The organism is Pseudomonas libanensis (genome assembly GCF_001439685.1).
Classification (GTDB): domain Bacteria; phylum Pseudomonadota; class Gammaproteobacteria; order Pseudomonadales; family Pseudomonadaceae; genus Aquipseudomonas; species Aquipseudomonas libanensis.
Map to the genome: position 1 here is coordinate 20,573 of NZ_JYLH01000015.1, position 22,297 is coordinate 42,869.

Sequence of the window (22,297 nt, forward strand, 5' to 3'; positions counted from 1 at the left end):
ACGATGGCGCGCATTGTATACCTCATGCTTTGCTGCGCGCACGGTGACCTATCTCAATGCTTAGTAAGCAGCCCGGTAGATTTTCTCGATATCCGCCGCGCTGAGCTGACGCGGATTATTGCGCATCAGGCGCTCAATACCTGCCGCCTCCGTGGCCATGGACGCAAGGGCATCCTCGGGCACTCCGAAACTGCGCAGCCCCGCCGGGATCTCCACTGCGGCACACAAGCGCGTCATGGCCTCCACGGCACGGTCGGCAGCATCGTTGACACTCAAGCCGGCCACGTTCACACCCATGGCCTGAGCAATATCTTGCATTCGTTCAACACATGCCAATTTGTTCCAATGCATGACATAGGGCAGCAGCAGCGCATTGCTCACACCATGGGCGATATTGAAGCGCCCACCCAGGGGATACGCCAGCGCATGCACGGCGCCGACCCCAGCGTTGCCGAAGGCCATGCCGGCCATGAGACTGGCGGTGGCCATGTCGTCACGGGCCTGCAGGTTGGCCGGGTTGGCGTAAGCCTTGGGCAGCGCGCGGGCAATCAACTTGATCGCACCGATGGCCAGGGCGTCGGTAATCGGCGAGGCATTCAGTGACAGGTAGGACTCGATGGCGTGCACCAGGGCGTCCACACCACTGGCGGCAGTGACGCTGCGCGGGCAGGTCAGGGTCATTTGCGGGCTGATCAGCGCCACATCCGGCAGCAGGTAGTCGCTGACGATGCCTTTTTTCAGCTGTGCGGCCTTGTCGGAGAGGATCGCCACATTGGTCACTTCCGAGCCGGTGCCGGCCGTGGTGGGGATGGCGATCAGCGGCGGGCCCTTACGCGGCACCTGGTCGACGCCGAACAAGTCCGCCAGCGCGCCGTGGTAGCCGGCATAGGCTGCCACGCTCTTGGCAATATCAATGGCACTGCCGCCGCCCACGCCAATAAGACCGTCATGCCCGCCCTCGCGATAGGCACGCATGCAGTCTTCGACGATGGCGATTTCCGGGTCAGGCAGCACGCGATCAAAAATTTCGTAGGCGCGATCACCCAGGTGCTCCAGGGCCAACGCCACGGTGCCGGACTTGACCAGCGCGGCATCGGTGACGATCAACGGGTTATCGACATCCAAGCGCGTGAGCTCAGCGGCCAGTTGTCCAATGGCGCCCGCGCCGGTCAGCAGTTTGTGGGCGATCTTGAATGAGGAAGTACTCATGTGCGCGGCCTCTTATTAATGTAGGGCTGGCACAAGAATAGCTGCCCACGGGATGTTGTCTGTCATTCATTGGCTGAATGGTCAGAGGGCTGAGACGACGCCCTACCCTTTCAAGGCAAACTACAAACAGCCGATAACGAATTGAACGCGAAAACCACTCCTCACGCCACTGACAAATACCGACCAACCCATTAGGCTGCTGGAATCACTTCTGGCCGGGAATTAACGATGCTTTTTCTTCACCGCTCGGCACTGTCAGCATTGTGCCTATCGCTACTATTGACCAGCGCCCCGCCCGTGCAGGCCGCCGAAGCGCCAGCGCCTGCAGACGAAAAACCGGTTGAACGCCACCCCCTGCCCGAGCGTAGCCAGGCAGAAGCCAGCGCGCTCGAACGGCAGGTTCCGCAACAGGAACAACAACAGTTGCAGGCTGGGAGCGATTCGTTTCTGGCACTCTGGAAACCCGCCAACAATGCCGAAGCTGAAGGCGTGGTGATTATTGTGCCAGGGGCCGGGGAGAACGCTGACTGGCCGCAAGCCATCGCCCCCTTGCGGAGCAAGTTACCGGACGCCCACTGGGGCACCCTGAGCCTGTCGTTGCCGGACGTGAATGTGGACACTCTGCCGCCGCGCGTCATCGAACCGCCCAAGGCTGCAGTCGATACCAGCAGCAAGGAGGGCAGCACGGCCGCCAAACCCGTCGAACAGGCCGCCAGCGCCGAGGCCGAAGGTACTGACCCGGCGGTGGTACCGGGCGCGGATGAACAGGAAAAGACCGACGCCAAGCGCATCTTCGACCGTATCGATGCCGCCGTCGCCTTTGCCCAGACCCAGAGCGCCCGCAGCGTGGTATTGCTCGGCCATGGCACCGGCGCCTGGTGGGCGGCACGTTACCTGAGCGAGAAACAACCCTCACAGGTGCAGAAATTGGTCATGGTGGCAGGGAAGACGCCCGCCGCCCGCCAACCAGACCTGCAACAACTGGCGCCGAGCTTGAAGGTGCCTACGGCAGATGTGTTCTATCAAGATGGCGCCCAGGAACGCAAAAACGCACAGGAACGTCTTCAGGCCGCCAAACGCTCGAAAAATGACGCCTATAAGCAGGTATCACTCACGGCTTTGCCCGGCAATAGCGCAGCAGAGCAGGAACAGTTGTATCGGCGGGTTCGCGGGTGGCTGAGCCCGCAGGCCGGCGCCAACTGATCACAAATTCGAAATTAATGTAGAACCAATGTGGGAGAGGCCAAGCCCCTCCCACATTGGCCTGGGTTTTCAGACCAATAGCCTCAGCGAAAATCCCGCCGCTCGCGAATCAACGCATAGGCGTTATGCAGCTCCCGGGTGCGCTCCGTCGCCTCCCGTACCTGCGCGGGGCTGGCACCGCTGCCGGCGATCTTGTCCGGGTGATGACGGCTGAGCAGGCGGCGGTAGGCGCGCTTGATCACCGAGGGTTCGGTGGTTGCCGTCACGCCTAGAATCCGCAACGCCTCCTGATAGGCCCCGCCACGACTTGCCAATGGCTTGCGCTCCGGCGCGTAATCGACTGCCAGCGCCTGGAGTTGTTGCGGCGTCCAGCCCAGCCACTTACCCCACTGGTCGATCAGGTCGCGCTCGGCATCATCCGCCCGGCCGTCCGCCCAGGCCATGCGCCAACAAGCACGCAAGACGCCTTCCGCCGCATGGGGCTGGGCCTTGAGTACACGCAGGTAGCTGCGTACCCGGACACTGCCGGACTTACCACGGTTGAATGCCATGATGGCGCGGCGCTGGGCCGGCTCGTTCATGTCCAACGAACGCATTTCCTGACGCGCCTGCTGGATATGCCCATCGACAACCCGCCCATTACTCTTGGCCAGTCGCCCCAACAGCACAAACAACAATTCGTCGTTGCGCAGTGCCGGGCGCCCGCCCAGGCGCTCGCGCAACTGCGCCCAACTGTGCAGCTGCAGGCGGCGATCCAGCGCCTGCCCCAGCAATGCCCCCAACAATGCCCCCGGAATACTGGCAATGGCAAAGCCAGCCCCGGCGCCGATCAGCGTCCCTGGCCACAACATCCTACTGCCCCGCTGTCAGCAGAGTTTCGACCTGTGCCAGGCGCTCCAACGTGCCGACATCAATCCAACATCCTGTCATGTGTTCCCCCGTTACCAGCCCTTTAGCCATGGCCGCCCGCAACAGCGGGGCCAGCTTGAAGGCACCCGCGCTGCAACCCGCGAACAATTGAGGGTCGAGCACTGATATGCCACTGAAGGTCAGGTTATCGGCACCGGGCGCCGCATCATGAAGCACACCATGATCCAGATAGAAATCACCACCCGAGGGGTGATGTGCCGGGTTGTCGACCATCACCAGGTGCGCCAGACCCTTGAGCGGTTGCTTGAGTCGGGCGAAGTCGTAGTCGGTCCAGATATCGCCATTGACCACCAGGAACGGCTCATCCCCCAATAACGGCAGGGCCTGGAAAATCCCGCCGCCGGTTTCCAGCGGTTCGCCCTCCGGTGAATAGCGGATGCGCAGACCGAACTGCGCACCATCGCCCAGGTAACTCTCGATCTGTTGACCGAGCCAGGCGTGGTTGATCACGATATCGGTGAAGCCGGCCTTGGCCAGCGCTTCCAGGTGATATTCGATCAGACGCTTACCACCGGCCTGCACCAGCGGCTTGGGCGTATGCAGCGTGAGCGGACGCATGCGCTCGCCTTTGCCCGCCGCCAGGATCATGGCCTTCATACGCTCGCCTCGGCGGGTTGGCGCAGGCTGGCAAGCAGCTCGCCCAGTTCGCTCAACTCAGGCCGGTCGGCGAGCACTGCGTCTATATAAGCTAAGAAGCGCGGCACGTCCGCCAGGTAGCGTGGCTTACCGTCGCGATGGCAAATGCGCGAAAAGATACCGATGACCTTGAGGTGGCGCTGCACGCCCATCAGGTCGCTGGCGCGCAGGAAGTCTTCAAAATCATCCTGCACGGGAATTCCCAACTTGCCGGCACGCTCCCAGTAGCCGCGCTGCCAATCCCGCACACGGGCCTGGGGCCAACTGAGGAAGGCGTCCTTAAACAGGCAGGTAATGTCGTAGGTCACCGGGCCGTAGACCGCGTCCTGGAAATCCAGTACGCCAGGGCTGGGCGAGCTGATCATCAGGTTGCGCGGCATATAGTCGCGATGCACCAGCACCTTGGGCTGCGCCAGCGCACTGTCGATCAACTGCTCGCTGACCCGCTGCCAGAGGGACTGTTGCTCGGCGTCAAAGTCGATTCCCAAGTGCCGGCGTACGTACCACTCCGGGAACAATTCCAGCTCGCGGCGCAACAAGGCCACGTCGTAGCTGGGCAGTGGTTGGTCCATCGGCAGTTGTTGCAACGCGAGCAGCGCATCGATGGCATCGGCAAATAGCTGGTCGGCGTTTTCACCGTCAATTACGTCCAGATAGGTTTTTCTGCCCAGGTCATTAAGCAAAAGAAAGCCACGGGGCAGATCTTCTGCATAAATTTTCGGCACATTTATTCCGGATTTCGCCAGCAGATGCGCGATATCGACGAAAGGTTTGCAGTTTTCCTGGGGAGGTGGCGCGTCCATGACAACGAACGTATGGTCACCGCCCTCCCAGCGGAAGTAACGCCTGAAACTCGCGTCGCTGCTGGCCGCGGTCAATGTGGCCGGGGGCACGGCGCCCCAGTCCTGAGCGTTGAATAGGATTGGCAACTGCTCATCCAGCCAGACTTCCAGCTGTTGTAAACGTAGATCTTGCTCGGGCATTACAGAGGTCTCCGACGGCGCTAGCCGTCAAGCGGGGCATGCTTTATTATCACGCATCTTTTTCAGACCATCGAGAGGCGTGCGGCCCAAACCGCGGGCAGATGGCACGCAGGAAGCCCGGACTAATAAGATGGCATTGAAATCCCCCGCGTTTCGTAGAAAATTTCCGTTGCTGGTAACCGGCAGTCTGCTGGCCATGCAACCTTTCGCCACTTCACACGTGGTCGCCGCTGAGCAGTATGACTGCTCGGTCTCCGCTTCGGGTGCCTGGGATTGTGCGCCGAAGACCGCCGCCGCCCCGCTGCCGCCGCGTCCGGTGCATGACGGTTCCGCCGTCAGCTCGGCCAACGGTACGCCGCAAGGCGAAGCCGGCGGCAAGGCCGACGCCGAGCCGAAGACCATGCTGGTCACCGAAGCCAAGGGCCGTGGCCTGCGTTCGCGCAGCGCCGACTACAGCCACCTTGACTGGGTGCCTCGCGAGAAGCTGACCGCAGCACAGCTGGCCGAAACCGGTCCTTACTGCAGTGGTGCCTACATCGAGCCTGTTCGTCCTGGCATGAACGACAAGACGAACAAGAGCGATGCGCCGACCTTCATCGGTGCCAAGGCCTCTCGTTACGAGCAGGAGCAGCAGGTTGCGACACTGGCCGGTGACGTGGTCATGCGCCAGGGCAGCATGCAGCTGGAGTCGGACGAAGCCAGCCTGTACCAGGCCGAGAACCGTGGCGAGCTGAACGGCAAGGTGCGTTTGCGCGACAACGGCGCGCTGATTGTCGGCGACCATGCCGAAGTGCAGCTGGACACCGGCGCCGCCCAGATCGACAACGCCGAATACGTGATGCACAAGTCACGCATCCGCGGTAACGCGCTGTACGCCAAGCGTGCCGAGAACGCGATCATCCGTCTCAAGGACGGTACGTACACCACCTGCGAGCCGGACAGCAACGCCTGGCAGCTCAAGGGCAACAACATCACGTTGAACCCGGCCACCGGTTTCGGTACAGCCACCAACGCGACGTTGCGGGTCAAGAACATTCCGATCCTGTACACCCCCTACATCTACTTCCCGATTGACGATCGTCGTCAATCCGGCTTCCTGCCGCCAAGTTTCAGCACCGGTGGCGAGACGGGCTTCACCCTGGTGACGCCGTACTACTTCAACCTGGCGCCGAACTATGACGCTACGTTGTACCCGCAATACATGACCAAGCGCGGCTTGTTGATGGAAGGCGAATTCCGCTACCTGACCAAGTCGAGTGAAGGGCAGTTTGGTGGGGCGTACCTCAACGATGATAATGACGAGCGCAAGAACCAGACCGATTACGAAAAAACCCGCTATATGCTCAACTGGCAGCATAAGGGTGGATTGGATTCGCGTCTGACTTCCCAGGTGGATTACACCAGGATCAGCGACCCTTACTACTTCCAGGATTTGAAGTCGTATGAGGAAGGGGTTGAGAGCCAGGACGCTCTGAACCAACAGGGCTCCCTGACGTATCGGGGCGACTCTTATCAGGCCCGCTTGAATGTGCAGGCCTATCAGTTGGCGACAATCACTCAGATCACGCCATATGACCGCCTGCCCCAGCTCACCTTGAATGGCCAACTGCCATTTCATCCGGGTGGCCTGGATTTCAGCTATGAAACCGAAGCCGTACGCTTTGATCGGGATCTGGAGAACGGTAACTTTACCGACGAAAATGGCCTGGTGTCGCGTCGACTCGATACCAACGTTACCGGCCTGACCCGTGCCAACGGTACGCGCCTGAACCTCGCGCCAGCTGTTTCGTATCCGATGAACTGGTCCTATGGCTTTTTGACGCCTAAGTTGAAGTACGTTTATACCAAGTACGATTTGGACCTTGACGGTACAGGCAAGAGCCAAATGGCTGCTGGCGGTCAAACCTTCAATAGCTCGCAGGATCGCTCAGTACCTATCGCAAGTATCGACAGCGGCCTGTACTTCGACCGCACGACCAATTGGTTCGGCAAAGACTACAACCAGACCCTCGAACCTCGTGCGTTCTACCTCTACGTGCCGAATAAAGACCAAACCGAGATCCCTGTTTTCGACACGAGCGAAAACTCGTTCAGCTACTCCTCACTGTTCCGGGATAACCGCTTCAGCGGCTCCGACCGCATCGGCGACGAGAACAAGCTGTCCTTTGGCCTTACCAGCCGCTGGATCGAAGAGAATGGTTTCGAGCGTCAACGCGCCTCCATCGGCCAAGCGGTGTACTTCAAAGACCGTGAAGTTCAATTGCCGGGCATCGATGCCAAGACACGCGATGACGCGCACTCGAACGTTTCGCCAATTGCATTGGAATACGAGTTCCGCTTCAACCGCGACTGGCGCGCCACGGCCGACTACAACTGGGATACCGAAAGCCATAGCCCTCGTTCCGGCAGTGCGATGTTCCACTACCAGCCGGAAGACAATCCGAACAAGGTCGTCAACCTCGGCTACCGCTATCGTAATGACCAGGTCGTCTACAACCAACTGACCGGCAAATGGCAGTTCGGCGGCGACTTCGGCAGCCCAGGCCAAGAGAATTACGTGAAGGATTACTACAAAATCCAGCAACACGACTTCTCGATGATGTGGCCGATCATTCCGCAGTGGAACCTGATCACCCGTTGGCAGTATGACTATGCCCGCAACCGCACGCTGGAAGCCTTCGGTGGTTTCGAATACGACAACTGCTGCTGGAAGCTTCGTGTCATCAACCGTTACTGGGTTTCCAACGACGAATACACGCAGATCGCCCCGCAGAACGAAAAGGGTGACCACGGGCTCTTCCTCCAGATCGTCCTTAAAGGACTCGGCGGCCTGACCGGCGCCAAGGTAGAGAGCTTCCTCGACAAAGGCATTGAAGGTTATCGTGAACGTGAAGACAAAGCTTTCTGAGTGTTTGCGCCCGCTAGTGCTGGGCGCGCTGTTCCTGGGTACTGTGACGGCACACGCCGCGGTCCAACAGCTGGATAAAGTCGCGGCCATCGTCGATAACGACGTGATCATGCAGAGCCAGTTGGACCAACGGGTCAAGGAAGTCCAACAAACCATCGCCAAGCGTGGCGGTGGCGTGCCGCCGACCAGTGTCCTGGAACCCCAGGTACTGGAGCGTCTGATCGTCGAAAACCTGCAACTGCAGATCGGCGAACGCTCCGGCATCCGTATTTCGGACGAAGAACTGAACCAGGCCGTCGGCACCATCGCTCAACGCAATAACATGAGCATCGATCAGTTCCGCGCCGCCCTGGCTCACGACGGGTTGTCCTATGAGGACGCCCGTGACCAGATCAAGCGCGAGATGATCATCAGCCGTGTGCGCCAGCGCCGTGTGGCCGAACGGGTTCAGGTGTCCGAACAGGAAGTGAAGAACTTCCTGGCCTCGGACCTTGGCAAGATGCAGCTCTCCGAAGAACTGCACCTGGCCAATATCCTGATTCCAACGCCAGACAGCGCCAGCGCCGAGCAACTGAATGCCGCAGCGGCCAAGACCCAAGCGGTGTACGACCGCTTGAAGGCCGGCGCTGACTTTGCCCAGACCGCGATTGCCGTCTCCGGCAGCGATAACGCCCTGGACGGCGGTGACATGGGCTGGCGTAAAGCCGCGCAACTGCCACCTCCGTTTGACCGTGAACTGAGCGCCATGAACGTGGGTGACATCACCCAACCGGCACGTACGCCAGGCGGCTTCATTATCCTCAAGCTGCTGGGCAAGCGCGGCGGCGAGACCTCGCTGAAAGACGAAGTACACGTTCGTCATATCCTGGTCAAACCGAGCGAGATCCGCACCGAGGCACAAACCAAGGAACTGGCGCAGAAGATCTACGACCGCATCGAAAACGGCGAAGACTTCGCTACCCTGGCCAAAAGCTTCTCGGAAGACCCAGGTTCTGCCCTCAACGGCGGCGACTTGAACTGGATCGACCCAAAAGCCCTGGTACCGGAGTTCCAGCAGGTCATGGCCGATACCCCGCAAGGCGTGTTGTCCAAACCGTTCAAGACCCAATATGGCTGGCATGTGCTGGAAGTCCTTGGCCGTCGTGCCACGGACAACACCAACCAGGCCCGCGAGCAGCAAGCCCTGACCGTACTGCGTAACCGCAAATACGACGAAGAGCTGCAAACCTGGCTGCGTCAGATCCGTGACGAAGCTTATGTAGAAAACAAGCTGCCAGGCGCCGAGCAAACAGGCACCGACCAGGCCACCCAGTGAAACCCCAGCGTTTCGCGGTGACACCCGGCGAGCCGGCCGGCATTGGTCCAGACCTTTGCCTGCTGCTTGCCTCGCAACCCCAGCCACACCCCCTGATTGCCATTACCAGCCGCGACCTGCTCACCGAGCGGGCCGCGCAACTGGGTGTGGCTGTCAAGCTGCTGGACGTGGCACCGGGCAGCTGGCCCGATCTGCCGGCGCCCGCAGGCAGCCTGTATGTGTGGGATACCCCGCTGCACGCCAAGGTTGTTGCCGGTGAACTGGACAAGGCCAATGCGGCGTTTGTGCTGGAAACCCTGACCCGTGCGGGCCAAGGCTGTATCGACGGTGACTTCGCCGGCATGATCACCGCTCCGGTGCACAAAGGTGTGATTAACGAATCCGGCATCGCCTTCTCCGGCCATACCGAATTCCTCGCCGAGCTGACCCACACCGCTCAAGTAGTCATGATGCTCGCCACCCACGGCCTGCGCGTCGCCTTGGTGACGACTCATCTGCCGCTGCGTGAAATCGCCGACGCCATAACCGCCGAGCGCCTCGAGCGTGTCACGCGCATCCTGCACGCCGACCTGCAACAGAAATTCGGCATTGCCCAACCGCGTATCCTGGTCTGCGGGCTCAACCCCCACGCCGGTGAGGGCGGTCACTTGGGCCATGAAGAAATCGACATCATTGAACCGACATTAGAGCGCCTGCGCCAAGAAGGCATGGACCTGCGCGGTCCACTGCCCGCAGACACTCTGTTTACCCCCAAATATCTGGAGCACTGCGACGCAGTGCTGGCGATGTACCATGACCAGGGGCTGCCCGTGCTGAAATACAAAGGCTTCGGCGCCGCAGTCAACGTGACGCTGGGCCTGCCGATCATCCGCACCTCCGTCGACCATGGCACAGCCCTGGACCTGGCGGGCAGCGGCAAGATCGATACCGGCAGCCTGCACGTAGCCCTGGAAACCGCCTATCAGATGGCCGAGACCCGTATATGACTGAGCATTACCAACACCGGGCGCGCAAGCGCTTCGGGCAGAACTTCCTGCACGACGCTGGCGTGATCGACCGCATCCTGCGCTCCATCCATGCCAAGCCCGAGGACCGCCTGCTGGAAATCGGCCCTGGCCAGGGCGCGCTGACCCAAGGCTTGCTGGCCAGTGGCGGGCAACTGGACGTGGTAGAGCTGGACAAGGACCTGATCCCGATCCTCAACCAGCAGTTCGCCGGCAAGCCCAACTTTAACCTGCACCAGGGCGACGCACTGAAGTTCGACTTCAACAGCCTCAACGCCGCGCCCAACAGCTTGCGGGTAGTGGGTAACCTGCCGTACAACATCTCCACACCGCTGATTTTCCACCTGCTGAACAACGCCGGGATCATCCGCGACATGCACTTCATGCTGCAAAAAGAAGTGGTGGAACGCCTGGCCGCCGGCCCTGGCGGTGGTGATTGGGGCCGTTTGTCGATCATGGTCCAGTACCATTGCCGTGTGGAGCACCTGTTCAACGTAGGCCCTGGCGCGTTCAACCCGCCGCCCAAGGTCGACTCGGCCATCGTGCGCCTGGTACCGCATGCGGTGCTGCCGCATCCGGCCAAGGACCATAAATTACTGGAACGCGTGGTACGCGAAGCGTTCAACCAACGTCGCAAGACCCTGCGCAATACCCTCAAGGCTCTGCTGAGCACCGCTGAAATCGAGGCCGCCGGCGTCGATGGCAGCCTGCGCCCCGAGCAGCTGGACCTGGCCGCGTTCGTGCGCCTGGCCGACCAACTGGCTATCCAGCCTGCTCCAGCAGCGGAATAAGACAAAAGGACAACATGGTCCAAATGTGGGAGGGGGCTTGCTCCCGATAGAGGAGTATCAGTGGATACAGTTTCAACTGACACGCCGCTACCGGGAGCAACCCCCCTCCCACATTGGGCTCACGTCATCCCAGACAGCATGTCTGGCCTAGTGCCCACCTGATGGCCTAGACTGAGCCGCATCTGCTGTCCTCCGCTTCTAAGGCCTCTTGCATGTCCGATCCTCGCTACCAGATCGACGTCAGCGTCGTCACCCGCTTCCTGGCGGACCAATCGCAACCTGAACACAACCGTTTCGCCTTTGCCTACACCGTCACAGTGAAAAACAACGGGCTGGTACCGGCCAAGCTGCTGTCACGGCACTGGGTGATCACTGACGGTGACGGCCAGGTCGAGGAAGTGCGCGGCGCAGGCGTGGTGGGCCAGCAACCCTTGATCGACAGCGGCGCCAGCCATACCTATAGCAGCGGCACGGTGATGACCTCCACAGTCGGCACCATGCAAGGTTCGTATCAAATGAAGGCCACCGATGGCCACTTGTTCGACGCCACCATCAAGCCCTTCCGCCTCGCGGTGCCCGGAGCCCTGCACTGATGGCGACGTATGCGGTCGGTGACCTGCAAGGGTGCCTGGAGCCCCTTAAGTGCCTGCTGGAGCGCGTAGCCTTCGACCCGGCTGAGGATCGCCTGTGGCTGGTGGGGGATTTGGTCAACCGTGGCCCCCAGTCCCTGGAAACCCTGCGCTATCTCTATAACCTGCGTGATTCCCTGATGTGCGTACTGGGCAACCACGACCTGCATCTGCTGGCCGTCGGCAATAATATCGAGCGTCTGAAAAAGGGCGATACCTTGCGGGAAATCCTCGATGCGCCCGATCGCGTCGAGCTGCTCGACTGGCTGCGTCGCCAAAAAATCATGCATTACGACGAAAGCCGCAACATCGCCCTCGTCCATGCGGGCATCCCGCCCCAATGGACGTTGAAAAAAGCCCTCAAGTGCGCCGCCGAAGTCGAAAGTGCACTGGCTGACGACAACCTGTATACGGCCTACCTCGACGGCATGTACGGCAATGACCCGGTGAAGTGGGACAACGACCTCACCGGCGTGGCCCGCCTGCGTGTGATCACCAATTACTTCACGCGCATGCGCTTCTGCACCGCCGAAGGTAAGCTGGATCTCAAGAGCAAGGAAGGCGCCGACACTGCGCTCCCGGGTTATAAGCCCTGGTTCGCCCACCCGGAACGCAAGACCCGTGACACCCGGATCATCTTCGGTCACTGGGCCGCCCTGGAAGGCAAGTGCGACGAGCCCGGCGTGTTCGCCCTTGACACCGGTTGTGTGTGGGGCGGCGCCATGACCCTGATGAATATCGACACAGGTGAGCGTCATGACTGCCAGTGCCAAGATCCCCTTCCCATTACCCAGCCGGCCACCGCCAAGCCATAGGAGCCCGCCATGAGCGAATTCAAACGTATCCCTCCCGAACAAGCCCAGGCCCTGCGCGAGCAAGGTGCAGTGGTGGTTGATATCCGTGACCAGCCGACTTACGCAGCCGCCCACATCAGCGGCGCGCGGCATCTGGATAACGTCAATATCGCCGACTTCATCCGCGCCGCCGACCTTGATGCGCCCCTGATCGTAGCCTGCTACCACGGTAATTCCAGCCAGAGCGCGGCCGCTTACCTGGTCAGCCAGGGCTTCTCCGACGTCTACAGCCTGGACGGCGGCTTTGAGCTGTGGCGTGCGACCTACCCTTCGGAAATTTCCTCCGGCGATTCGCAATAATTTTTTTCACACCCCGCTACCCCGCGTGACGCTTGGGCTTGCGCCGTTTCTGACGAACGGCGCAGCCAAACTAATTGCGCATCACCCCTTTACCTCCCGGATTCCGAACTATCCTTAAGCGCAGGCCATCCAAATCAGGGGAGAGCCGGTACACCGGCGTACGGGTCATCGGTAGCGTTTCAGGGTGTTCTGGGGGGAAAACAGCCATTGGCGTCCGTCAATGACTGCCAGCATCGACTGATTGATCCGGCGTCGGCTCCACGTATCGAGCGAGGTGACGACGTCATGAGTATTTTCAGCCACTTCCAACAACGCTTCGCGTCCACGCAGCAGGAGGAACTCACCCTTCAAGAGTATCTCGAGCTGTGCAAGCAGGATCGCAGCACCTACGCATCTGCGGCCGAGCGCCTGCTACTGGCGATCGGTGAGCCGGAGTTGGTGGAAACCGCCAACAATTCGCGGCTGTCGCGGATATTCTCCAACAAGGTGATCCGCCGCTATCCGGCCTTTGAAGACTTCCATGGCATGGAGGAATGCATCGATCAGATCGTTTCCTACTTCCGCCATGCCGCCCAAGGCCTGGAAGAGAAGAAGCAGATTCTCTACCTGCTCGGCCCCGTCGGCGGCGGTAAGTCGTCCCTGGCTGAAAAACTCAAGCAATTGATCGAGAAGGTGCCTTTCTACGCGATCAAGGGCTCGCCGGTCTTCGAGTCGCCCCTGGGCCTGTTCAACGCCACGGAAGATGGCGCGATCCTTGAAGAAGACTTCGGTATCCCTCGACGCTATCTCAATACCATCATGTCGCCGTGGGCTACCAAGCGCCTGGCCGAGTTTGGTGGAGATATCAGCCAGTTCCGCGTAGTAAAACTCTACCCGTCGATCCTCAACCAGATCGGGGTCGCCAAGACCGAACCGGGCGACGAGAACAACCAGGATATTTCGGCGCTGGTGGGCAAGGTCGATATCCGCAAGCTTGAAGAATTCCCGCAGAACGACGCCGACGCCTACAGCTACTCAGGCGCGCTGTGCCGGGCCAACCAAGGCCTGATGGAGTTTGTGGAGATGTTCAAGGCACCGATCAAGGTGCTCCACCCACTGCTCACCGCGACCCAGGAAGGCAATTACAACAGTACCGAAGGCCTGGGGGCCATTCCCTTCACCGGGATTCTGCTGGCCCACTCCAACGAATCGGAATGGCACACTTTCCGCAACAACAAGAACAACGAAGCCTTCATTGACCGGATCTATATCGTAAAGGTGCCGTACTGCCTGCGGGTCAGCGATGAAATCAAGATCTACGACAAACTGCTGTTCAACAGCTCCCTGGCCAAGGCCCATTGCGCGCCCGATACCCTGAAGATGCTCGCCCAGTTCACCGTGCTGTCGCGCCTCAAGGAGCCGGAGAACTCGAATATCTATTCGAAGATGCGCGTATACGACGGCGAAAACCTCAAGGACACCGATCCCAAGGCCAAGTCGATCCAGGAGTACCGCGATACCGCTGGCGTGGACGAGGGTATGAACGGCCTGTCGACCCGCTTTGCGTTCAAGATCCTGTCCAAGGTCTTCAACTTCGACCCGCATGAGATTGCCGCCAACCCGGTGCATCTCCTTTATGTACTGGAACAGCAGATCGAGCAGGAGCAATTCCAGGCCGAAACCCGTGAACGCTATCTTCGATTCCTCAAGGAATACCTGGCACCGCGCTACATCGAGTTTATCGGCAAGGAAATCCAGACCGCGTACCTGGAGTCCTACAGCGAGTACGGCCAGAACATCTTCGACCGCTACGTGCTGTACGCCGATTTCTGGATTCAGGATCAGGAGTACCGCGATCCGGAAACCGGCGAAATCCTCAACCGCGTGGCCCTCAACGAGGAGCTGGAAAAAATCGAGAAACCCGCCGGCATCAGCAATCCGAAGGATTTCCGTAACGAAATCGTCAACTTCGTACTGCGCGCCCGGGCCAACAACAACGGCAAGAACCCCACCTGGCTCAGCTACGAGAAGCTGCGGGTGGTCATCGAGAAGAAAATGTTCTCCAACACCGAGGACCTACTGCCGGTCATCAGCTTCAACGCCAAGGCCAGCAAGGAGGATCAGCAAAAACACAACGACTTCGTTACTCGAATGGTCGAGCGAGGCTACACCGACAAACAGGTACGGTTGCTCTCCGAGTGGTACCTGCGGGTGCGCAAATCGCAGTAAGGCAGCGACAAGTGTGCACTGCCAGACCGTTGGCCTGGCAGCCGACCGCTTGTCCCGAAGCTTCCAGCTAGCCGCTTGAAGCTTGTAACGTGAAGCTGCCCGGAGGGCTCCCTATGAGCTATGTGATCGACCGACGCCTCAATGGCAAAAACAAGAGCACGGTAAACCGCCAGCGTTTCCTGCGGCGTTACCGTGACCACATCAAAAAGGCCGTCGAAGAAGCCGTCAGCCGCCGCTCCATCACTGACATGGAGCACGGCGAACAAATCAGTATCCCGGGGCGGGACATTGACGAGCCGGTGCTTCACCACGGCCGCGGCGGCAAACAGACCGTCGTGCACCCCGGCAACAAGGAATTCACCACCGGCGAACACATCCAGCGCCCACAAGGTGGGGGTGGCGGTAAAGGCCCGGGCAAGGCCGGCAACGCCGGGGAAGGCATGGATGAATTCGTATTCCAGATCACCCAGGAAGAATTCCTCGAATTCATGTTCGAGGATCTGGAACTGCCCAACCTGGTCAAGCGCAACCTGACCGGGACCGACACCTTCAAGACCGTGCGCGCCGGGATCAGCAACGAGGGTAATCCATCGCGCATCAACATCATCCGCACCTTGCGTTCAGCCCATGCACGGCGCATCGCCCTGTCCGGCAGCAGCCGCGCCAAACTGAAGCAGGCCAAGGAGGAGTTGGCGCGCTTGAAGCGTGAAGAGCCGGATAACTTCGGCGATATCCAGGAAATCGAGGCAGAAATAGAGAAACTCAGCGCGCGCATCCGCCGCGTACCGTTCCTCGATACCTTTGATTTGAAATACAACCTGCTGGTCAAACAGCCCAACCCCAGTTCCAAGGCCGTGATGTTCTGCCTGATGGACGTGTCCGGCTCCATGACCCAGGCGACCAAGGATATTGCCAAGCGTTTCTTTATCTTGCTGTACCTGTTCCTGAAACGGAACTACGACAAGATCGACGTCGTGTTCATTCGCCATCACACCAGCGCCCGGGAAGTGGATGAAGAAGAGTTCTTCTACTCGCGGGAGACCGGCGGCACTATCGTTTCCAGCGCATTGAAGCTGATGCAGGAGATCATGGCCGAACGCTACCCTGCCAACGACTGGAACATTTACGCCGCCCAAGCTTCCGACGGCGACAACTGGAACGACGACTCGCCGATCTGCCGTGACATCCTGATCAACCAGATCATGCCGTTTGTGCAGTACTACACCTACGTCGAAATCACCCCCCGTGAGCACCAGGCCCTGTGGTTCGAGTACGAGCGCATCGGCGAAGCCTTTGCCGATACGTTCGCCCAGCAGCAACTGGTCTCGGCCGGCGATATCTACCCGGTCTTCCGTGAACTCTTCCAGCGCAGGTTAGTGACATGACCGCCAAAAAAGAGAACAAGCGTCAACCCATTTCCACCGGTTCCGAGTGGACCTTTGAATTGATCCAGGCCTATGACCGGGAAATCAGCCGTATTGCGGCGGGTTATGCCCTGGATACTTATCCCAACCAGATTGAGGTCATCACCGCCGAACAAATGATGGATGCCTATGCCTCCGTGGGCATGCCGTTGGGTTACCACCATTGGTCCTATGGCAAACACTTCCTCAGCACCGAGAAGTCGTACACGCGAGGACAGATGGGCCTGGCCTACGAGATCGTGATCAATTCCGACCCGTGCATCGCCTACCTGATGGAAGAAAACACCATCTGCATGCAGGCGCTGGTGGTCGCTCACGCCTGTTATGGGCACAACAGTTTTTTCAAGGGAAACTACCTGTTTCGCACCTGGACCGACGCCAGTTCGATCATCGATTACCTGGTGTTTGCCAAGCAGTACATCATGCAGTGTGAGGAACGCCACGGTATCGATGCGGTGGAAGACCTTCTGGACTCCTGCCATGCCCTGATGAATTACGGGGTCGACCGCTACAAACGTCCCTACCCGATCTCCGCAGAAGAGGAACGCCTGCGCCAAAAGGAGCGTGAGGAGCACCTGCAGAAACAGATCAACGACCTATGGCGCACAATCCCCAAACGTGCCGGCAAAAACAACGACAAGGACAATGCGCGCTTCCCCGTCGAACCTCAGGAAAACATCCTTTATTTCCTGGAGAAACACGCTCCGCTGCTAGAGCCTTGGCAGCGGGAAATCGTGCGCATCGTACGCAAGATCGCCCAGTACTTTTATCCACAGCGCCAGACCCAGGTGATGAACGAAGGCTGGGCAACTTTCTGGCATTACACGTTGATGAACGATCTGTACGACGAAGGCTTGGTCACTGACGGCTTCATGATGGAGTTCCTTACCTCACACACCAGCGTGGTGTTCCAGCCCGGCTTCGACAGCCCGTATTACAACGGCATCAACCCCTATGCCCTGGGCTTTGCCATGTACCGCGATATCCGCCGCATGTGCGAACACCCCACGGAAGAAGATCGCCGCTGGTTCCCGGAAATCGCTGGCAGCGACTGGTTGTCGACCATCAAGTTCGCCATGAGCAGCTTCAAGGATGAGAGTTTTATCCTGCAATATCTGTCACCTCAGGTGATTCGCGACCTCAAGCTGTTCAGCATCCTCGATGACGACCTCAAGGACGACCTGGTGGTCCCGGCCATCCACGACGAACCGGGTTACCGCATCATCCGCGAAACCCTGGCCGCTCAGTACAACTTGGGCAATCGCGAACCTAACGTGCAGATCTATAGCATCGATGTGCGCGGCGACCGTTCGCTGACCCTGCGTCACCAGCAGCATGATCGCAAGCCTTTGGGCGAATCCACCGAGGAAGTGCTCAAGCACCTGCATCGACTGTGGGGGTTCGACATCCACCTGGAAACGCTACAGGGCGATCAGGTCATGAAAACCCATCACGTGCCACCACGCAGTGATCACAACGACAATGACTACGGCCGCCTGGACATGGCCGTCGTTCATCTCTGAAGCAGCAAAGCCTCCACTGGCCCGGCACAGGCGTTATCCTGTGGCGCTAATGGAGGCTTTTTCATGAAAATCTACAAAGTCGGCGGCGCCGTGCGTGATCGCCTTCTGGGCATCAAGGTCACCGACATCGACCGCGTCGTCGTCGGTACAACCACCGAGGAAATGCTCGCCAAGGGCTATAAGCCGGTTGGCGCCGATTTCCCGGTATTTCTCGATCCGAAGAATGGTGATGAATACGCCCTTGCCCGCACCGAACGCAAGAGCGGCAGGGGTTACGGCGGCTTTGTGTTTCACGCAAGCCCCGATGTCACCCTAGAAGAAGACCTGATCCGTCGTGACCTGACCATCAATGCCATGGCGGAAGATGACGATGGCAACCTGACCGATCCTTATCACGGCCAACGCGATCTTGAAGCACGTATATTGCGTCACGTTTCCCCCGCGTTCGCCGAGGATCCGCTCCGCGTGCTACGCGTTGCCCGCTTTGCCGCGCGTTATGCACACCTTGGCTTCAGGGTCGCGCCCGAGACGCTTGAGCTGATGCATCAACTCAGTGCTTCCGGCGAACTCGAGGCCCTTACCCCCGAACGCAGCTGGAAAGAAATTTCAAGGGCGCTGATGGAAGATCAGCCCCAGGTGTTTATCCAGGTACTGCGCGACTGCGACGCACTGAAAACCCTGATGCCGGAGGTAAACGCGCTGTTCGGTGTGCCCCAACCCGAGGCTCATCACCCGGAAATCGATACCGGCATTCACACATTGAGCGTGCTGGAACAAGCCGCTTTGCACAAACAACCGCTGACAGTGCGCTGGGCCTGCCTGCTGCACGATTTGGGCAAAGGCCTGACGCCTGTGGATAAGTTGCCGCAGCATATTGCCCACGAACACCGCGGCTTAAGGCTGATCAAGGCGGTGAATGAGCGCTTCAAGGTGCCCAGGGATTGCCAGGAACTGGCATTGCTGGTGGGCGAATTTCATACCCACGGCCATCGTGCACTGGAACTCAAAGCCTCGACATTGCTGGAATTACTGCAGAGTTTTGACGCGTACCGGCGGCCGCAACGCTTCGAAGAGTTTGTAGTAGCCTGCGAAATGGATGCCCGTGGCCGCAAAGGCTTTGAACAACGCAGTTATCCACAGGCAGATTATTTGCGCGGCGCGGCAAAGGCTGCACGCGAAGTGCCGGTTGCACCATTGCTGGAAAAAGGTTTCAAAGGCCCAGAGCTGGGAGAGGCGCTCAAGCGCGAACGGCTGAACGCGCTGAAAGCCTACAAGGAACAACACAAGCCTTTGTAGGAGCGAGCTTGCTCGCGAAAACGTCAACGCTAACGCAGCGCCTCAGATTTTTCGCGAGCAAGCTCGGCCCCTACAAGAGAGCTGGCGGTGTCAGTTGTCGGCCTCGCCACTCGAAGCCAACAGGCGCCAGCACTTGGTCGATCTGCGCATCGCGCCATAACTCGGCCATTGTCTGGCCGGCCTCGGGGTGCACACGATCCGGGGCCATCATCGACAAGGGCCACAACACGAAAGCATTTCTCAGGATTTCTGCCCGTGGCAGGATCAACCCATCGAAATTACCCACCAAATCGCCATACAGCAACACATCGATATCCAGCGGCAGGCCTTTGCGGTCGGGCGCATAACGGCCATTATCGGCCTCGATGAATTTCAGCCGGCGATCCAACTCCAACAACGGCAGGTCGGTATAAGCCGACACCACCAAGTTGAAAAACGGTCCACTCTTGATCCCTACTGGCTGGCTTTCGAACACCGCTGAACAGCGCATATCCGTCAAGAACCCCGCCAGCGCATCCAAGCCGGCGCATAGACGGCTTTCGCGCTCAACATTGCTGCCAAGCCCAAGGTAAATCTGAGTCAACGACATCCGCGCTCGATCTCCACGCCCACGCCCTTGGCAGCCGGCACGGCGCCTGGCTTGGTCAATTTGAGGTGCAGCCAGGGAATCTGGAATTCGCTCATCAGCACTTCGGCCAAGCGCTCGGCAAAGGTTTCCACCAACTGATACCGGGACTGCTCGGCAAAAGCCTGGATACGCGCGGACACGCTGGCGTAATCCAGCGCCAGCGCCAGGTCATCACCTGCAGCGGCCGGGCGATTATCCCAGGCGAAGCTCAGGTCCAGGCGCAAGCACTGCCGGATCCCGCGCTCCCAGTCGTAGGCCCCGATCACGGTGTCGACTTCCAGGCCTTCGATAAACACTCTGTCCAAGTACTCTTCTCCGCAGCACGACAAGGGCGCGATGCCCCGTTAGAATCAAGGCGTCCTCGCCCGGAATAGTTAGCATGTTTTGGTCACTGGCGATTCTCGCCTACCTGCTCGGCTCGCTGTCCTTCGCCATTTTGCTCAGCCGCCTGACGGGAAATCCCGACCCGCGAATGAGTGGCTCAGGCAATGCCGGCGCCACCAATATGTTGCGCCTGGCCGGCAAGAAACTTGCCGTCCTGACGCTGCTTGGCGATGTGTGCAAGGGCTTGCTGCCCGTGCTGATCGCCAACCTCCTCGGCCTTACCTTGCAACAGCAAGCCTGGGTGGGCGTGTGCGCCGTCCTGGGTCACCTGTTCCCGCTGTACTTCCGCTTTCGCGGCGGTAAAGGCGTTGCCACCGCGGCCGGTATGCTGCTGGGCATCTACCCACCGGCAGCCTTACTGGCCATGCTCGCCTGGCTGCTGACGTTCTACCTGACCCGGACCAGCTCGCTCGCCGCGCTGATCGCCACACCGCTGATCCTGCCACTGTTGGCCTGGCAGGAACCGCAAGCCTTGCTGCCGATGAGCATGCTGACACTGCTGATCGTCTGGCGTCACCGCGGCAATCTACGCGACCTGTTTGCCGGGCGCGAACGGCATTTTTGAATCCCCCTGATGAGCCAGGCTCATGTCGACTCTTACAACGGCGGCAACTGCTCCATCGGCCAACGTGCCTGCACGCTGATCGCCAGGCTTTCGTGCTGTCCGGCCTGCAAGCGCTGGCAACCGGCATAGGCGATCATGGCGCCGTTGTCGGTGCAGAACTCAGGGCGCGCGTAGAACACATGGCCATTCATGTCGCCGAGCATTTTCTCCAAGGACACGCGCAATGCCTTGTTGGCACTGACGCCGCCAGCAATCACCAGCCGCTTCATACCCGCCTGCTTCAGGGCGCGCTTGCACTTGATGGTCAAAGTCTCCACCACGGCCTGCTGGAACGCCAGCGCGATGTCGCAACGGGCTTGTTGACCGTCGTCCCCGGCACTGACGCTCTGCTGCCAGGTGTTCAAGGCGGAGGTTTTCAAGCCGCTGAAACTGAACATCAGGCCAGGGCGATCACACATCGGACGCGGGAAGGTGTAGCGCCCAGCCACGCCTTTCTCGGCAAGACGGGCGATTTCCGGGCCACCTGGATAATTGAGCCCCATCATCTTCGCGGTTTTGTCGAAAGCTTCGCCGGCGGCGTCGTCCAGGGACTCGCCCAGCAAGGTGTATTGGCCGATACCATCGACCTGAACCAGCTGCGTATGGCCGCCCGAAACCAACAAAGCGACGAACGGGAACTGTGGTGGTGTTTCTTCCAGCATGGGCGCCAGTAAATGGCCTTCCATATGGTGCACGCCAAGAGCCGGAATGCCCCAGGCAAAAGCCAGCGCCTGGGCGCAAGAGGCCCCAACCAGCAGGGCTCCGACCAATCCAGGGCCCGCGGTGTAGGCGATGGCATCGATCTCGGTCGCCACACAATCGGCCTCGTCCAGCACCTGGCGAATCAACGGCAGCATGCGCTTGACGTGATCACGGCTGGCAAGCTCCGGCACCACGCCACCATAGGCGCGGTGCAGGTCGATCTGACTGAACAGCGCGTCGGCCAAAAGCCCGCGTTCACTGTCATATAGGGCGACGCCGGTTTCGTCGCAGGAGGTTTCAAGTCCCAGTACTAACATGGGTTTGCGCCTTGTAGAGGCTGAATTCGAAGGCGCGCATGATAGTCCCCGCTCCCCCTCCCGACTAGCGGTTTTCGATCAGAGGCTTTGCATTCCGGGCAATGAGGGGTTAACATCCGCAACCCTTAAAAACCGACGACCTCAGCCGCGAATTTTTTGCGACGAGAACGTTGATTCCCGGTAATGAAAGAAGGTAGCTCTGGATGCCAGCCGTCAAAGTAAAAGAGAACGAACCCTTCGACGTAGCTCTGCGTCGTTTCAAGCGCTCCTGCGAAAAAGCCGGTGTTCTGGCTGAAGTTCGTAGCCGCGAATTTTATGAGAAGCCAACTTCTGAGCGTAAGCGTAAAGCAGCAGCCGCTGTTAAGCGTCACGCCAAGAAAGTTCAGCGCGAACAGCGCCGCGCCGTTCGTCTGTACTAATACACAGACGTTCGTAGCAAGCTTCTGCCA

Annotated in this window: 21 protein-coding genes; 14 read left to right on the forward strand and 7 right to left on the reverse strand. The window is 59.6% G+C overall.

Annotation, left to right across the window (positions count from 1 at the left end):
• Nucleotides 1–60: 60 nt before the first annotated feature.
• Entirely contained in the window at nt 61–1,209 is a 1,149-nt protein-coding gene (locus TU73_RS21565) for an iron-containing alcohol dehydrogenase (RefSeq protein ID WP_057013913.1), read from the reverse strand.
• Nucleotides 1,210–1,437: 228 nt separating this feature from the next.
• On the opposite strand from TU73_RS21565, the gene TU73_RS21570 reads away from it, so the two are divergent.
• Nucleotides 1,438–2,412 carry an alpha/beta hydrolase family protein gene (locus TU73_RS21570; protein ID WP_057013914.1) on the forward strand — a complete coding sequence of 325 codons (975 nt, stop codon included), beginning with the start codon at nt 1,438–1,440 and terminating at the stop codon, nt 2,410–2,412.
• An 83-nt stretch (nt 2,413–2,495) separates the two neighbouring features.
• Here the strand turns inward: TU73_RS21570 and TU73_RS21575 are convergent, their stop codons facing one another.
• The 3 genes from TU73_RS21575 to TU73_RS21585 are packed head-to-tail and all read right to left on the reverse strand — an operon-like array spanning nt 2,496 to nt 4,961.
• Nucleotides 2,496–3,263 (reverse strand): TerB family tellurite resistance protein, encoded by a 768-nt coding sequence (locus TU73_RS21575; RefSeq protein ID WP_057013915.1) that lies wholly within the window; start codon nt 3,261–3,263, stop codon nt 2,496–2,498.
• A gap of 1 nt (nt 3,264) precedes the next feature.
• Nucleotides 3,265–3,939, reverse strand: a complete 675-nt coding sequence (murU, locus tag TU73_RS21580; protein WP_057013916.1) for an N-acetylmuramate alpha-1-phosphate uridylyltransferase MurU — start codon at nt 3,937–3,939, stop codon at nt 3,265–3,267.
• Nucleotides 3,936–4,961 carry an aminoglycoside phosphotransferase family protein gene (locus TU73_RS21585; RefSeq protein WP_057013917.1) on the reverse strand — a complete coding sequence of 342 codons (1,026 nt, stop codon included), beginning with the start codon at nt 4,959–4,961 and terminating at the stop codon, nt 3,936–3,938. Before TU73_RS21585 ends, murU begins: the two co-directional genes overlap by 4 nt.
• 130 nt (nt 4,962–5,091) lie before the next feature.
• Between TU73_RS21585 and TU73_RS21590 the strand changes: the two genes are divergently transcribed.
• The 11 genes from TU73_RS21590 to TU73_RS21640 all read left to right on the forward strand — a co-directional run bounded on the left by TU73_RS21590 (nt 5,092) and on the right by TU73_RS21640 (nt 19,213).
• Complete coding sequence (locus tag TU73_RS21590) at nt 5,092–7,869, forward strand: LPS-assembly protein LptD (protein WP_057013918.1); 2,778 nt, start codon at nt 5,092–5,094, stop codon at nt 7,867–7,869.
• Nucleotides 7,850–9,184 (forward strand): peptidylprolyl isomerase, encoded by a 1,335-nt coding sequence (locus TU73_RS21595; RefSeq protein ID WP_152625184.1) that lies wholly within the window; start codon nt 7,850–7,852, stop codon nt 9,182–9,184. The genes TU73_RS21590 and TU73_RS21595 overlap by 20 nt, the downstream gene beginning before the upstream one ends.
• The gene (pdxA, locus tag TU73_RS21600) at nt 9,181–10,170 is read left to right on the forward strand and encodes a 4-hydroxythreonine-4-phosphate dehydrogenase PdxA (RefSeq protein ID WP_057013919.1); all 990 of its coding nucleotides are present in this window, start codon (nt 9,181–9,183) and stop codon (nt 10,168–10,170) included. Before TU73_RS21595 ends, pdxA begins: the two co-directional genes overlap by 4 nt.
• A complete protein-coding gene (rsmA, locus tag TU73_RS21605) occupies nt 10,167–10,979 on the forward strand; it encodes a 16S rRNA (adenine(1518)-N(6)/adenine(1519)-N(6))-dimethyltransferase RsmA (RefSeq protein ID WP_057013920.1) in 813 nt (270 codons plus the stop codon). The genes pdxA and rsmA overlap by 4 nt, the downstream gene beginning before the upstream one ends.
• Nucleotides 10,980–11,191: 212 nt before the next feature.
• The gene (gene apaG / locus TU73_RS21610; RefSeq protein ID WP_057013921.1) at nt 11,192–11,572 is read left to right on the forward strand and encodes a Co2+/Mg2+ efflux protein ApaG; all 381 of its coding nucleotides are present in this window, start codon (nt 11,192–11,194) and stop codon (nt 11,570–11,572) included.
• A complete protein-coding gene (locus TU73_RS21615) occupies nt 11,572–12,423 on the forward strand; it encodes a symmetrical bis(5'-nucleosyl)-tetraphosphatase (protein WP_057013922.1) in 852 nt (283 codons plus the stop codon). The genes apaG and TU73_RS21615 overlap by 1 nt, the downstream gene beginning before the upstream one ends.
• A 9-nt stretch (nt 12,424–12,432) precedes the next feature.
• Nucleotides 12,433–12,762: a thiosulfate sulfurtransferase GlpE gene (glpE, locus tag TU73_RS21620; protein ID WP_046069794.1), complete on the forward strand. Its 330-nt coding sequence runs from the start codon at nt 12,433–12,435 to the stop codon at nt 12,760–12,762.
• Nucleotides 12,763–13,047: 285 nt separating this feature from the next.
• Entirely contained in the window at nt 13,048–14,970 is a 1,923-nt protein-coding gene (locus TU73_RS21625) for a PrkA family serine protein kinase (RefSeq protein WP_003194732.1), read from the forward strand.
• 113 nt (nt 14,971–15,083) lie between these two features.
• Nucleotides 15,084–16,355 (forward strand): YeaH/YhbH family protein, encoded by a 1,272-nt coding sequence (locus TU73_RS21630; RefSeq protein ID WP_057013923.1) that lies wholly within the window; start codon nt 15,084–15,086, stop codon nt 16,353–16,355.
• Complete coding sequence (locus TU73_RS21635) at nt 16,352–17,917, forward strand: SpoVR family protein (protein ID WP_046069795.1); 1,566 nt, start codon at nt 16,352–16,354, stop codon at nt 17,915–17,917. Before TU73_RS21630 ends, TU73_RS21635 begins: the two co-directional genes overlap by 4 nt.
• 63 nt (nt 17,918–17,980) lie before the next feature.
• A complete protein-coding gene (locus TU73_RS21640) occupies nt 17,981–19,213 on the forward strand; it encodes a multifunctional CCA addition/repair protein (protein ID WP_057013924.1) in 1,233 nt (410 codons plus the stop codon).
• 70 nt (nt 19,214–19,283) lie between these two features.
• Here the strand turns inward: TU73_RS21640 and folK are convergent, their stop codons facing one another.
• Nucleotides 19,284–19,802, reverse strand: coding sequence for a 2-amino-4-hydroxy-6-hydroxymethyldihydropteridine diphosphokinase (gene folK / locus TU73_RS21645; RefSeq protein ID WP_057013925.1), 519 nt, complete (start codon nt 19,800–19,802; stop codon nt 19,284–19,286).
• Nucleotides 19,793–20,146, reverse strand: coding sequence for a dihydroneopterin aldolase (gene folB / locus TU73_RS21650; protein WP_057013926.1), 354 nt, complete (start codon nt 20,144–20,146; stop codon nt 19,793–19,795). Before folB ends, folK begins: the two co-directional genes overlap by 10 nt.
• 74 nt (nt 20,147–20,220) lie before the next feature.
• Between folB and plsY the strand changes: the two genes are divergently transcribed.
• Nucleotides 20,221–20,790, forward strand: coding sequence for a glycerol-3-phosphate 1-O-acyltransferase PlsY (gene plsY / locus TU73_RS21655; protein ID WP_057013927.1), 570 nt, complete (start codon nt 20,221–20,223; stop codon nt 20,788–20,790).
• Nucleotides 20,791–20,822: 32 nt separating this feature from the next.
• Here plsY and tsaD read toward each other — a convergent pair whose 3' ends face one another.
• Nucleotides 20,823–21,848, reverse strand: a complete 1,026-nt coding sequence (tsaD, locus tag TU73_RS21660; protein ID WP_046069800.1) for a tRNA (adenosine(37)-N6)-threonylcarbamoyltransferase complex transferase subunit TsaD — start codon at nt 21,846–21,848, stop codon at nt 20,823–20,825.
• A 203-nt stretch (nt 21,849–22,051) separates the two neighbouring features.
• Here tsaD and rpsU point away from each other — a divergent pair, with 203 nt between their 5' ends.
• Nucleotides 22,052–22,267: a 30S ribosomal protein S21 gene (rpsU, locus tag TU73_RS28590; RefSeq protein WP_002551877.1), complete on the forward strand. Its 216-nt coding sequence runs from the start codon at nt 22,052–22,054 to the stop codon at nt 22,265–22,267.
• The last annotated feature ends 30 nt before the right edge of the window (nt 22,268–22,297 follow it).

Bases quoted from the DNA above. Each gene is read 5' to 3' on its own strand.
- murU (WP_057013916.1), bottom strand. From the start codon at position 3,939: ATGAAGGCCATGATCCTGGCGGCGGGCAAAGGCGAGCGCATGCGTCCG.
- TU73_RS21590 (WP_057013918.1), top strand. From the start codon at position 5,092: ATGGCATTGAAATCCCCCGCGTTTCGTAGAAAATTTCCGTTGCTGGTA.
- rsmA (WP_057013920.1), top strand. From the start codon at position 10,167: ATGACTGAGCATTACCAACACCGGGCGCGCAAGCGCTTCGGGCAGAAC.
- TU73_RS21585 (WP_057013917.1), bottom strand. From the start codon at position 4,961: ATGCCCGAGCAAGATCTACGTTTACAACAGCTGGAAGTCTGGCTGGAT.
- TU73_RS21615 (WP_057013922.1), top strand. From the start codon at position 11,572: ATGGCGACGTATGCGGTCGGTGACCTGCAAGGGTGCCTGGAGCCCCTT.
- rpsU (WP_002551877.1), top strand. From the start codon at position 22,052: ATGCCAGCCGTCAAAGTAAAAGAGAACGAACCCTTCGACGTAGCTCTG.
- tsaD (WP_046069800.1), bottom strand. From the start codon at position 21,848: ATGTTAGTACTGGGACTTGAAACCTCCTGCGACGAAACCGGCGTCGCC.
- TU73_RS21630 (WP_057013923.1), top strand. From the start codon at position 15,084: ATGAGCTATGTGATCGACCGACGCCTCAATGGCAAAAACAAGAGCACG.
- glpE (WP_046069794.1), top strand. From the start codon at position 12,433: ATGAGCGAATTCAAACGTATCCCTCCCGAACAAGCCCAGGCCCTGCGC.
- TU73_RS21625 (WP_003194732.1), top strand. From the start codon at position 13,048: ATGAGTATTTTCAGCCACTTCCAACAACGCTTCGCGTCCACGCAGCAG.
- apaG (WP_057013921.1), top strand. From the start codon at position 11,192: ATGTCCGATCCTCGCTACCAGATCGACGTCAGCGTCGTCACCCGCTTC.
- TU73_RS21575 (WP_057013915.1), bottom strand. From the start codon at position 3,263: ATGTTGTGGCCAGGGACGCTGATCGGCGCCGGGGCTGGCTTTGCCATT.
- TU73_RS21570 (WP_057013914.1), top strand. From the start codon at position 1,438: ATGCTTTTTCTTCACCGCTCGGCACTGTCAGCATTGTGCCTATCGCTA.
- plsY (WP_057013927.1), top strand. From the start codon at position 20,221: ATGTTTTGGTCACTGGCGATTCTCGCCTACCTGCTCGGCTCGCTGTCC.
- folK (WP_057013925.1), bottom strand. From the start codon at position 19,802: ATGTCGTTGACTCAGATTTACCTTGGGCTTGGCAGCAATGTTGAGCGC.
- TU73_RS21635 (WP_046069795.1), top strand. From the start codon at position 16,352: ATGACCGCCAAAAAAGAGAACAAGCGTCAACCCATTTCCACCGGTTCC.
- TU73_RS21640 (WP_057013924.1), top strand. From the start codon at position 17,981: ATGAAAATCTACAAAGTCGGCGGCGCCGTGCGTGATCGCCTTCTGGGC.
- TU73_RS21565 (WP_057013913.1), bottom strand. From the start codon at position 1,209: ATGAGTACTTCCTCATTCAAGATCGCCCACAAACTGCTGACCGGCGCG.